General features: G+C 38.9%; 8 protein-coding genes. 1 reads left to right on the forward strand and 7 read right to left on the reverse strand.

Going from position 1 to position 12,625, the window contains the following annotated elements; translation table 11 throughout:
- Nucleotides 1–468 precede the first annotated feature (468 nt).
- A complete protein-coding gene (locus tag ACFWE9_RS22775; RefSeq protein ID WP_377358927.1) occupies nucleotides 469–1,350 on the reverse strand; it encodes a DMT family transporter in 882 nt (293 codons plus the stop codon).
- Nucleotides 1,337–2,257 (reverse strand): DMT family transporter, encoded by a 921-nt coding sequence (locus tag ACFWE9_RS22780; protein ID WP_377358929.1) that lies wholly within the window; start codon nucleotides 2,255–2,257, stop codon nucleotides 1,337–1,339. The genes ACFWE9_RS22775 and ACFWE9_RS22780 overlap by 14 nt, the downstream gene beginning before the upstream one ends.
- 116 nt (nucleotides 2,258–2,373) lie before the next feature.
- Here ACFWE9_RS22780 and ACFWE9_RS22785 point away from each other — a divergent pair, with 116 nt between their 5' ends.
- Complete coding sequence (locus tag ACFWE9_RS22785) at nucleotides 2,374–3,714, forward strand: aminotransferase-like domain-containing protein (protein WP_230162870.1); 1,341 nt, start codon at nucleotides 2,374–2,376, stop codon at nucleotides 3,712–3,714.
- Nucleotides 3,715–4,149: 435 nt separating this feature from the next.
- Here ACFWE9_RS22785 and ACFWE9_RS22790 read toward each other — a convergent pair whose 3' ends face one another.
- The 5 genes from ACFWE9_RS22790 to ACFWE9_RS22810 form a co-directional block, all read right to left on the reverse strand.
- Nucleotides 4,150–5,688, reverse strand: coding sequence for a glycoside hydrolase family 32 protein (locus ACFWE9_RS22790; protein WP_377358934.1), 1,539 nt, complete (start codon nucleotides 5,686–5,688; stop codon nucleotides 4,150–4,152).
- A gap of 103 nt (nucleotides 5,689–5,791) precedes the next feature.
- Nucleotides 5,792–7,255 (reverse strand): glycoside hydrolase family 68 protein, encoded by a 1,464-nt coding sequence (locus tag ACFWE9_RS22795; RefSeq protein ID WP_230162872.1) that lies wholly within the window; start codon nucleotides 7,253–7,255, stop codon nucleotides 5,792–5,794.
- 145 nt (nucleotides 7,256–7,400) lie between these two features.
- Nucleotides 7,401–8,675: an ABC transporter substrate-binding protein gene (locus tag ACFWE9_RS22800; protein ID WP_230162874.1), complete on the reverse strand. Its 1,275-nt coding sequence runs from the start codon at nucleotides 8,673–8,675 to the stop codon at nucleotides 7,401–7,403.
- Nucleotides 8,675–9,841: a response regulator transcription factor gene (locus tag ACFWE9_RS22805; protein ID WP_230162240.1), complete on the reverse strand. Its 1,167-nt coding sequence runs from the start codon at nucleotides 9,839–9,841 to the stop codon at nucleotides 8,675–8,677. Before ACFWE9_RS22805 ends, ACFWE9_RS22800 begins: the two co-directional genes overlap by 1 nt.
- 5 nt (nucleotides 9,842–9,846) lie before the next feature.
- Nucleotides 9,847–11,652 (reverse strand): cache domain-containing sensor histidine kinase, encoded by a 1,806-nt coding sequence (locus ACFWE9_RS22810; protein ID WP_377358932.1) that lies wholly within the window; start codon nucleotides 11,650–11,652, stop codon nucleotides 9,847–9,849.
- Nucleotides 11,653–12,625: the final 973 nt, after the last annotated feature.

Raw genomic sequence — 12,625 nt, forward strand, 5'->3', positions numbered from 1 at the left:
AAAATTAAAAGGCATGAGCCCGGTAGATTACCGGATTCATGCCCTCAAGGCTGCCTAATTAAATAAAGTGTCTAACTTTTTGGGTTCACTTCAATCACAGCTCTCTAAAGAACTAATTCACCCGTTAGCCATCCATGAATCGCAAAAATCGGCGATTCACCACAAAGAATGAAAATGATTAGGAAGTGTCAATACTAATACTGACCTTAATCCAGTCAACCCTAATCCATAGACTAATTAATTAACGCTCTCCTCTTTTTTTAAACGATTGAGCAGGGTCTATTTTTCATTTTTAAAGAAACTTATTTTTATGGTAGTTCTATAAAAAAAGCGATTCTTATTAAAGAATTGCGCCCGATTGTTGAATTACCTAAATTAAAATATTTAAGATTATTTTCTGTTCCGATTAACTTTATTCTAGAGATTTTTTATAGAACAAAAGCTCATTATACACAAGGGTATTCTCTATTAATTGTTCTTCCTAACCCATTTTCTAGAAATATCAGGATTCGAAAATAAAAGTGCTATAAGAATGATTAATATGCCAATCTTATGCCGCAAAAATAATGCATCTTTTAAAATAATATAGCCTAAAATTACACCAATAACCGGGTTAATATAGTTGCTAAAAGAGGCAAATAATGCTCCCTCTTCTTGAATTAAGAGATTATACAGCATATAGACAATTCCTGCATGGAATATACCTAAAATGGTAATATATATTACTTGTGAATGATTGATATCGATTTGTAATGGCTTTTCAGAAAGGAATGACATTGGCAATAAGACAATACTTGCAATCCATAAAACATTTCTCATATGGACCACCGGAGAACCATCTTCTAATTTTTCCATTAGAATTAAAGACAATGCAAAACTTATAGCAGCAAGAATGAGCAACACATTACCCAATATATTACCTGAAACGTTCATAATTCCTTGCGTTGGCCACGATAAGATCACAATTCCTAAAAATCCCAATACTATGCTGACTATTTCAAATTTGCTTGCTTTCTTTTTGAAGAGCAATACGAAAAATACTAATGTGAAGATTGGGACCATTGCGATTAGCATAGATGCAATACTGCTCGATACGTACTTTTGGCCTTGTGCAATAAGAATAAACGGCAAGACTACTTCAAAAAGTGCAATCCAAAAATATTTTTTAGTATTGGTTGTGTAGTTTTTCTTTGATTGGAACAGACTAATCACCGATAAACAAATTGCACCAATCAGTGCTTTCAAAGCAGACAACGAAATGGAACCTACATCATTCGTTACTAATTCCACGAAGAAAAATTGAGATCCCCAAATGAGGCTTATGATTAGCAAGAGACTATATTTTTTCATTTGATTTGCCCCTTGCACCAAAATAGTTTGTACCAACAACGCCGATGATAATGATAATTGACCCTGCTATGTGGTATAAATGAAATTCCTCTTTTAAAAAAATGACCCCTGCTAAAATGGTAATGAGCGTAGCAAAATTACTGAAAACACTCATTTTCGATGCGTCTATTTTTGATAATGCATAGTTGGAAAGATAGGACGTTCCTAAAGACGATAGGATACCTAAATATAAAATGGCAAGAACAAAATCCCAGTGTCCAAAAGGTTGCATAAATTGATCCACTGTTCCATTCATTATATGGTTTGTCAGTGCCAGTCCATTAAAAGCTATAAACCCAAACAAGGTCATGATATATGTGATAGTGAATAACGAATAGCGTTGTGTTAACTTTCTGGCAAATAAGTTGTATAGTGAGGAGGTAAGTGCTGAAAGTAAAATTAAACCAGCCCCGAAGAGACTTGTATTTGTGCCCCCTGCCCCGTTCATGTACATAATATACATCACACCGAGTACAGATAAACCAATAGCTATTTTTTGACTGCGTGTAGATGTTTCCTTTAATATGATACTTGCAAAAATCAACGTAAAAATTGGTATAGTTGCTTGAATAATACCAGCTTCCGATGAAGATGTATGCACTAACCCAAATACTTGAAAAGCAAAAAAGAGTGTCGGATATAAGATGGCTAACAAGGCAATCTGCTGTACATCTTTTTTCGTTACCTTGATCGATTCTTTTTTTAACACGAACAACACTGTGGCAGCGATCCATGCAATGGTAAACCGATGAGCCAATGTATCTAACGGTGTTGCAACCGTTAATGTCACTTTAACAAACATAAATGACAATCCGATAATGATTGCATAGATGGTTGCTGAGATATATGCATTTCTATTTTCACTCATTTCGATTACCCCCTTATATTGATCCGGCCGGTACCATTATCGTAAGAGATAATAATAACTTTTACGATATAAAAAATACACATCTGTACCGATACAGATGTGCAAGGAGGTTTATGATGCTTAAATATGAAACAATCTATCAATCACTCCTGATGCAAATTCAGTCTGGTGAATTTTCGACCGGTGCAAAATTACCATCCATTCGAAATTTATCACAACAATATGCTTGCAGTAATAGCACGATATTGACCACTTTAAAAAAATTGGAGGAGCAACATATTATTTATGCCCTACCGAAAAGTGGTTATTATGTTGTGGATAATCACGTCTTCAAAACCCCATTGTCCACTGACATAATTGACTTTGAAAGCGCATCTCCTACTTGGCATGCATTTCCTTATAAAGAATTTCAACACTGCATAAACAAAGCAATTGATACCTATCAAGAAGAATTATTTCGCTACGGTACGCCAAAAGGTTGGCCGCCACTCATAGCAGAAGCTAAAAAACTGTTAGAATCTTACCAAGTATTCACGCATAGCGAACAGATTTTCATCACTACAGGTGTTCAACAGGCTCTTTCTTTAGTAAGTATGATGCCCTTTCCGAATAATCGTTCCACCATTCTAGTTGAACAACCTAGCTATCATTTATATATGGATCTGCTGAAAACCTTACAGCTGCCTGCAATAGGAATTCAACGTACCGAGAAAGGTATTGATTTAGGTCGACTTGAACAAATATTTCATGAAGAAGATATTAAATTCTTTTATACAATGCCCCGCTTCCATAATCCTTTAGGATCTTCATACGGTAAAAAAGAAAAAGAGGCTATTTTACAATTAGCAGACCAATATAATGTATACATTTTAGAAGATGATTATTTAGCAGATTTTGAATACAATCCGAAGAACGACCCTCTTTTTGCTGATAATCACCACGATAAAGTCATCTATTTAAAAAGTTTTTCAAAAATTATGTTTCCTGGGTTAAGAGTTGGATTGGCGGTTCTCCCTCCTTCAATTATTGATATTTTTCAAAAATACAAAATGACAACGGATATCGACAGCTCTATGATTTCACAAGCCGCATTATATCTCTATTTGAAAAATGGGATGTTTGAACATAATAAAACCAAAGTCAGTAATATCTATCATACTCGTGCGAAAATTCTGCATCAATCAATACAAGATCATTTATCTACGTACGAATCATCATCAGAAATTGTAATGCATAGTCATATTGTGCTGCCCAAGCGTGTGAATTTGAAATCATTTGTTTATCATTTGCATGAAGAAGGAATATATCTGGATTCAGTTGAAAGAAATTATTTAGATGACTTTTACCACGAACGGATTTTGAAGTTGAATGTTTCAAATGTTGGCGCCCATCGAATTGAAGAGGGAATCAGGAAAATTGCAAGTGCATTAAAAAATCCTCAAAACTACTTTTTATAAATTCTTTCATCAAGGTAAAACTATCCTTGTTCCAAAGCATAAAGGGTGAGGGATATTAAACATGACTAATATCCCTCACCCTTTTACTCTTGTCTAATACATTCATCTTTATATTTTGTCTCACGGCTCCTATAGTATTCCTTCTTCGAAATCAGATTTATTTTATCATCGTCTGATAGATTTTCACATTAAAAAAATCCACTTACATTCGTATATTATTCTAAATTCTCACTCTATTAAATGGCCCAATTGTTGAATAGAGGTCAAAGAGCACTCTTCAACTATCCTCCCTCAATAAACTAAACACAATCTCACGATTGCTCTAGAATTCAAATGTTGGTGGTACGCCTTTTAGTAAATGTTCGTATTTGAAGAGTCATTTCTTATAAAAGAATGTATGTGTACACATATGAAAGGTATCTGCCAAGATGAGGTTCAATTAATCGAATCAAAATGTGTAACCTTCACATTCTTAAAGATCGCTTTGCCGCCCTCGGAGAAGAGAGTAATTCCTTTATCTTCAGCATGAGGGAATATTAAGTTTGAATAAGCAGCCTGTCCATCATCCACAAAAACTTCAATACTCGTTTTATCGACGAGAATCTTTAAATGAACCTTCTTCTTACTGGCATCAAATGGTGCAGTACTTTCAACGAACTGATTCGTTTCGTCAGGTTGATCTGTGAATGCTCGATTGACATAAGAGTAATTTTCTTTTGCAGAAATGCCTACGTCAACGTGGCGTTTTTGATCATCTGACTCCCTGAGCCTTAATCCTGCTTTCTTAAAATCCGACCATGAGAGATCTGCCTCTATTTGATAGGCATCTCCTTTAACATCAAGTGTTTCCGAGCCATCCACTTCGATTTTATCAAAAGAATTCGTTGAGCTTGTCAATTCTTTTAATGCTTCTGAAGGCTGTGAAGAAAGATAATACTTGTTCTCGCCTTCACGCTTTAGTTCAATTTGACGGACGATCGAATCCATTCCGTTAAACCCTTCTTTTAATGTCGGCGTATTGTCGGCGTAGGCCCAGTTATTCATCCAAGCGAGGGCATAGCGTTTGTCTAATTTGTCACTTGCCTTGCCATCTTCAAACGTTACTCCGCCATACCAATCGAAACCGTAGTCTAGCCATTGCGGTTCATTGTTATCTGGAAGAAATTCTGTTCCATTAAACGTTCCTGTCCAGTATGCATAGGTGTTTGGTTTCCCTGCTGCTTTTCCGTTTGCACTGACGCCCAGCACCCACTTAACTGTCCCGTCATCAGCGCGGATCTGGTAAAGGTCAGGGCACTCTAAAACTCCAATGTTCTCAGTGAAAAAGCTACTCGTATAGCGCCAATCTTTCAGGTTATCAGACTCATAAAAACCTATTTTCGATCCTTCGGCCATGGTCATGATCCATTTTTGATTCGTGTTATCCCAGATGATTTTTGGATCTCTAAAATCCTTCGTTCCTGGATTTTTCATAATAGGCTCGTCACTGTAAGAGGTAAACGTATTTCCTTTGTCCGTACTGTACCATAGAAATTGTTCTTGTTTCTGGCCATCCTTAGAGGGTTGTGTTGCGATCGCCACAAAAGCGTCTTTCCCAAACCCAGCTGTATTTTCCTTGTCTACAACTACTGACCCTGTCCATGGATCCCCATTTTGATTCGTATATTTTGGAATGGCAATTCCTTCATCCTTCCAGTGAACCAAATCTTTAGAGGTGGCATGTCGCCATTCTGTGCCGTTGCCATCCGGGTAATCTCCATTATAGAGGTAAAAATAATGATAATTTCCTTCATAGTAAACGGGCTTCTGTGGATCGTTTTTCCAATGATCAGGAGAAGTAAAATGGTAGGCAGCCCGGTATGAGTACTTTTCTACCTTATCTGGCGGATTAGCTTCTTTTGTTTTATAAAATGAATGAATCAAAATTCCTGTGCTAATAACCATCCATAATCCAAGAATGAATAATCCAACCATCTTATATTTCTTTTTGTTCACTTAAACTCACCACTTTTCTTTTAAAAATAGAAAAAAGAAAATGCCAAGTTTCCTGACATTTTCTTTTTCTTTTCACTGGTAACTACTTAACCGTAATCTGGCCTTGTTCAAGAATACTGTCTTTTACTACCGATGTTTTTTTCCCTTTAATGTTAAGCTGGAAGCTTGGGGCAAAGGTGGATTTATTGTCTTCAAAATAACCTCTGTTTGTCATGTAGCTAGTCACTACAACATTATCACTGCCAGCCTGCGGGATTGCATAGTGAGCATAGTTCCAAGTGATGTCATATGGATCTAGATCCTGATGCAGGACGATGCCCGTTTTATTTAATGGTTTATATGGGCCAGTTAAGGAATTAGACGTGTAGCCTAACATGTAAATATCTTGATTATCGATTCCATCAATGGTCATTTTTGATCCTCTTGAACTTGTGAATAAATACCACTTGCCGTCCTTTTTAAAGATGTTTGGACGTTCGATTTCATCTGTGACCGTATTTGAAACAATCAATGGCTTCATTTCTTTTTTCAATGAATAATCGTCGTTTATTTCAATAATTCCAATTGCACCGTTTGCAAGTTCAGCTAACTCTTTTTTAGGGCTTTGCATAAGTTTGCTTTTTTCATCCTGGAAGAATTTATTGCTGTTGCCATAGTAAGCTCTATTGTATAGCGATTCTTCGCCTTGGTAGCCATATTCTGTACCCGTATTTGCTTCAAATACAAGGTATTTGCGGCCGTTGTCTTCTACATAGTGAGGGTCTCTGAAGGTATGATTATCAGCGGAATTTCCGTCCTCTACAAATTTATCTACAGTTTGATAGTACTTGCTGTCTTTGCCTTCATAGATGGATTTGTAATCCTCAACACCATCCACTTTTAATGTTTCAGAATCTGGCTCTGAAAGGTTTACTTGAGCGGTCGTTAAGGTTTGTTTCCCATAATTTCCTGACTCAGGTGTATACGGTTCACGGTTTGTATAGAATAAGCGAACTTCCCCGTCCTCAGTGAAGGTTGCAGAACCTGACCACTCTTCGGCTTGCTCTTTTAGGTAAGGATCATTTGGAACGTTTTTATCATTGTCATCAAATACTCTTCCAGCATTCTTCCAAGCATCAAGGGAATCGTCGCCCACTTTTTTGTAGAACATGTAGATGAACGTATCACTCGCGTTTTTAGGATCGCCTGCTAATCCAAAAACGATATGATATCCTTTGTATTCTGCAACAGTTCCATCAGCGTTTTGCAATGGCCATGTATCCCACACATCTAAATCAATGGTTTCGCCTGATTCCGTTACTTTTTTGGCAGAAGGGATGTTTTTAATTGTGGATTCGTCAAACTTAGGAATGGTATATCTAGTATCACCGTGCTGATTAATCATATCTTTCATAGCTGAACGAGTGATTTGTGAAGTATCGTACGTTTCTTTGTAATCTGCCGGATCCTTTGGTGCTGCAAATGATTGGGTAACAGTACCGCTTAATAGAATGCCAGTACTGAGTATTACTGCTGTTGCCTGTGTGGCAAGCCTGCTAAAGTTCATAAGTCTTCCTCCTGGTTTTATGTATTTGCTAGTACAGTAGAATTATAGGCGATTCCTGAAAAGAGAGGTATGCCACATATTGATTGGAATTTAGTCGTATATTGATATCGCAATTGTGGAAGGCAAAAAAAGCCCCGGCAAGAGGCTATTCCTTCGAAAACCTCTCCCAGGACTTTTGATATTCATTGAGCAGCTGATTGCGGTTCAGCTGTTTCCCGACATAGAGCTGAGTCGCGGCGCCGAATTCTTCTCTAATTCCAACAGGGAAGTGAAACCAGTTAGATGGGACGGTGTTCCCATCTTTGTAATTTCGAAGAGTTTCTTCTGCGAGCGGCCCTATATCATCAGTTTTAATGTTCTTAAACGCAGGAATGAATTTGAATTCTTCCGTCATGAACCGTTTTCCTTGTTCTGACGACACCATCCAATTTAAAAACTTTTTGGCTTCTTTTTTCTTTTCAGGAATGGACTGTTTATTTACGGCCCAATAATTTGGAACGCTGACGACAAGGGCTTCCTTTATAGGTCGGTCATTAATCGGAATCGGCATAAAACCGATGTTCATGTCAGGCGCAGCTTGATCGATCATCGGCTGAATCCAGTTGCCTTGCTGAATGATGGCTGCTTTTTCGGAGGTAAACAGATTCACTTCCATTGTATAGTCCGTTGTCAGCGGATTATCGTTTCCGTACTTTATGGTGAGATCCAGCAGGGCAAGGAGATCCTTAAATGTTTGATTGGTACTGATTTTTTCCGTTCCGTTATTTAAATTTCTTATAAAAGCATCAGTATCCTTCTGCTGGGCAAAAGCAACATTCATCAGATGGTCGCCCAATTTCCAATCTTCATAGTAGCCTGTTGCAAAGGGAGTAATGCCTGCATTCTGCAGCTTTTCGGTAGCTGCTGTCAGTTCAGAAAGAGTGGCGGGCTGTTCAGTAATGCCGGCATGTTTAAATAAATCCTTATTATAGATAAAGCCATACCCTTCAAGGTTAACCGGCATTCCGTAAATTTTCCCGTCCAATGTGACCGGCGTCAGGGATTCTTTGTATGCTTGATTAATCCAGGGCTCCCCTGTGAGATCCTCCAGATAGTTCCGCCACAGCTTGGCATTTTCATAGCCGCTGTTTGTAAAGATATCCGGACCAGTGCCGGTCGCCATTTCGGCTTTTAGGTCGGCGAGGTCATCCATTGCGCCTCCAACAGTATGTACCCTGATATTGACGTGGGGATTTTCCCGTTCATAAGCACGCGTCATTTCTTCAAATTGAGTGGAGATTTCCACTTTCGGATTCCTTAAATCCAGCGTGATTTTTCGCTCTGTCTTTTCCGTTTTTTCTGGTGGGGCTTCGTCCTGACATGCAGAAAGAGGCAGGCTGACGGCTCCGATTAACAAAAGGGATAAAAGCCTGTTTTTCATCATGTCACCCCTTTAGATTCATGTTGATCGTTCCTGTTCCTGAACTCAAAAGGCGTCATGCCGACGACCTTTTTAAATAGCTTTGAAAAGTAGATTTCATCTTGATAGCCAAGCATGGTCGAGATGGAGTAAATGCTTTTGTCTGTTTCTTTCAGCCACGATTTTGCCTGGCTGATTCTAAGCTCCGTGATGTATTTGGACAGGGTCATTCCGGTTTCTTGCTTATACTTTCTTGAGATATGCTCGCGGCTTAAAAAGAAGACATTCGACAGCTTTTCCAGACTCAAATCCTCCATATAATACATGTCAACATAGGAAACCATGTCTTCCATGCGGCGGGCGGCATCTATTTCATCCAGACGGTGGATGGATCGGAAGTTTTGTTCCTCTAGCTTTTTCTGCAGAGCCTGAAACGAGGTCCTGATATCCGATAAAGTTTCGACCTGCTCTTCAGTTACAAGCCTTACAGGGATATCGAACTCCTGGCTGATCCATTCCTCAACGGAGAGCCATTGATCGCGAATGGTGATAACAAGGCAGAGGTTAAGATCCGTCTGCAGGGAAAACGCATTTCCTAATTTGCGGTCCGTAAGCTCATCTGAAAGCTTTTGGATATAGAGATCCGGATTGTGCATCTGGTAAAAGGAGAGCAGTGTCAGCTTATAGCCCTCCGATTCAGGAAGAAACTCGGCAAGGCTGATTGAGTCTGAACGGTCCCCCAGACATATCGCAGTGGCTAACTGGTTTCTCCGCAGTTTTTTCACATCTTCCAGCACTTCAGCATGTTCAAAGTCATCCTTCCAGGCTTGTACCGATTTTTCCAGTGTATGATTGAACGCTTCATACTCAATCGGCTTCAGCAGGTAATCAAAGCTGCTGTGCTGAATGGCTTTGCGCATATAGGAATAATCGTTATATCCAGTAATGAAAATAACTTTCCCCGGATAGGAAATGGAATCCAGCCACTCAATCAGTTCGATTCCGCCCATACCGGGCATTTTCACGTCTGTAAAGATAATCTCCGGGCGTTCTTTCTCAATCAGTGATTTTGCCTCATGGCCATTTTTGGCTTCCAATAGCTTGGTGATGCCGTATGTTTCCCACTGGCCTAAATGGCGTATGACGTCCCGCACATTGAATTCATCATCGACAATCAATGCTTTCACCGTGGTCATCTCCTTTCCTGAAGTAAGTCTTTATCATTCCCAAGGACGGTCTTTATCGGGATTCTCATGCTGACGGAAAAACCCTGTCCGTCATTCGAATCTACTTTCATTTCTGCACTTGGTCCATACTCCAGAAGCAGCCTGTCACGAATATTCTTCAGGCCTATATGTTCATGCGAATAAGTCCCTTCGTAAGGGGGTGTATAGATATGTTCCCGCAGAGTCTGAAGCTCTTCTTCCGTCAGACCCGGACCATCATTCTCTACAGTAAAGCACAGATCGTTTCCTTGTTTTTCCCCGTCAATGGACAAATGAGCGTTGCTGTAACCTTCCTCATACGTGTGTTTAAAGAAATTCTCTGCTAGGGGCTGCAGAATCATACTTGGAATAGTCATGTCCAAAATGGACTCATCGATATTGACCGAGTAACTTATATTTTCACCAAAACGCTCTGTTTGAAGGGAGAGGTACGCTTTTGTATACTCAGCTTCATCCCGAACCCGTACCCATTGATCTGCCTTCATTGAGTAGCGCATCATTTTGGACAGCGAAGTCAGCAATTGATAGACCTTTGGTGCATTCGACCTGAGGGCAACAGCGCCGATGGATTGTAAAGCGTTAAACAGAAAATGAGGATTGATCTGTGATTTTAACGCCCTGAACTGGTTCTTCCTGTTTTCAATTTCAAGCTTATATTCACGGTCAATGTGGGAATTAATCCGGTTCATCATGTCCTTCATGTGTGACTCCAAATGGCCAATTTCATCGCTTTTGGTATCATCAAAAGGAACATTCATATTTCCGCCTTCAATGGAGCGGACTTTGCTGCTCAGCCTCGTAATGGGACGGGTAATCCTATTTGAGATAATGCCTATCATCAGCAAACCCAGTATTCCTACGCCGATGCCGACAAGGATATTGGTATAGGCGGTTTTCCTGACATCTTCATATAACGCCTGACTCGACATGATCTTAATCAATTCCCAGCCGTTCAGTGACCCTGATAACTCCTTTGATAAGAGAATATCGTCATCATGCCGGCTCCTATTCCCATTAAGACGCTGCTTTTCATCGGCAGGAAGAGGTTTTCCAATCAGGGCACGATCATTTGCATACATGACGCGATCTGCTGAATCAATAAGCAAAACAGAAGATGCTTCTCCCTGGACAAGGTTATTGCAAATGCGGGCATACTCGCCCAAATCAATGTCGATTGTAATCATCCCAAGAAACTTTTTAGAAAGAACGTCTGTAATTTTGTGGTGAAAAGTCATCACCATCGTTTTGTCCGATTTTGGAACAATGGCTGCATTATTGTAATTCTCAAGAGGGTGGGGCGGCTCAATCAAATATTGTGAGTCAGATGTATACAGCTGTTTGATCGGGTCCTGTTTCAGAAAATTCGGCTGATACCTGTGTGTGCTGATCACTGCATTATAGACTGTAAATGACTCATTGTTTTTAGCAATATAGAAACGGATTTGCCGGAATTCGTTTCTCATTAGATAAAAGGTCTCGAGACTCTTTTCCATGGTCATGGGGCTGAAATAAATGGAGTCTTCAAAGCCGTTATTAAAAATCCGAAACAGATCAGGGTTGCGGTACAAAAAAATATATGGATAATCAATCATGTCGTCAAAATACTGCTCCAGTTCATCCGCATTCTTCTGAAGCTGCTCCTGGCTGTTTTCAAGTTCATACTTCTCCACACTGTTTTTTGTATAAGTGTAGATGAAAAAAACGGACAGGAAATAGGGCAGAACGATGAAAATCAGCAGCATGATCAATAAGCGGCTTTGTATGCTTTTCACAGGAGGCACCCCCTTTCGCAGAAGGCTCTTTTTTTAGTCTGATCTTATCTTCTCACTTTAGCATCCTAAAACTATATCAAATCAAAAAACCAAGTCAATCATGCATAAGTAGGATTCATGTAAGGGCATGTATCCTTATATTTCGCAGTTCGGGCTTATATTATGTTCCAATCTGCGCTGCGCCAGAGATTTGAAGATGATAAGGCAAACAAAAAAGCTGAAGACATCTTCAACTTTTACAATAATATGTACTTTTTCTCCTACTGCAGAGTTCATTTTTATTATATATATTCTAACGAGATCTATGGTTCAAGATAAACTGCATTTATTGATTAATCAAAAGGAAAGCCCGTTCGTGACCGCAATGTCTAGCTATAACTAGGCATATTTCCCAATGTTTTTAATGGAGCAATCATCATCGCAGGCTTTTCAACTTTGACAGTTTCACTTTTTTCAGTTACCAATTTACTTGTGACATTAGCTAAAGACGATGCGATATGCTTGTTATCACCAAAACCACCACAATTTAGATGGAGTGGTGGTTTTGGTTAATTCCGGAATAAGTGCATAGAAAATTTATAAATAAATGAAAAGCAATTAGAGCTTATTTTCACTGGGGATTAGTAGGTTCTGAGTACAAGATCTCCTCTTGCTAAAGTTTGATAATATTCGATAGGTCTTTCGAATAAATCTTAAGTGGTGCCTTCAATTGAAAGGCAAGGGTTTTCATTTCCTATTTTGAGCAATTTACTTTCATTCGGATCCAACAAAGACATTCGCATATATTGTTTATAAACAATGCTTCCTTACACAACAGTCATTTGGTTTAATTTTCTTATTTATTCTTATAGATGGAAGCATTGAATTTACTTGAGGTCCTCCAAGCATTCTAATACACTTAAATTAAAAAATGAATCAGGAAATTAAGCAGCATTACCTGATCCATTATTTCTTATATGATAATGTATAAAAA

The sequence above is a fragment of the Peribacillus sp. NPDC060253 genome (assembly GCF_042727425.1).
Taxonomy (GTDB): domain Bacteria; phylum Bacillota; class Bacilli; order Bacillales; family DSM-1321; genus Peribacillus.

Coding starts and splice junctions, on each gene's coding strand:
- ACFWE9_RS22795 (WP_230162872.1), bottom strand. CDS start 7,255: ATGAACTTTAGCAGGCTTGCCACACAGGCAACAGCAGTAATACTCAGT.
- ACFWE9_RS22775 (WP_377358927.1), bottom strand. CDS start 1,350: ATGAAAAAATATAGTCTCTTGCTAATCATAAGCCTCATTTGGGGATCT.
- ACFWE9_RS22800 (WP_230162874.1), bottom strand. CDS start 8,675: ATGAAAAACAGGCTTTTATCCCTTTTGTTAATCGGAGCCGTCAGCCTG.
- ACFWE9_RS22790 (WP_377358934.1), bottom strand. CDS start 5,688: ATGGTTGGATTATTCATTCTTGGATTATGGATGGTTATTAGCACAGGA.
- ACFWE9_RS22780 (WP_377358929.1), bottom strand. CDS start 2,257: ATGAGTGAAAATAGAAATGCATATATCTCAGCAACCATCTATGCAATC.
- ACFWE9_RS22785 (WP_230162870.1), top strand. CDS start 2,374: ATGCTTAAATATGAAACAATCTATCAATCACTCCTGATGCAAATTCAG.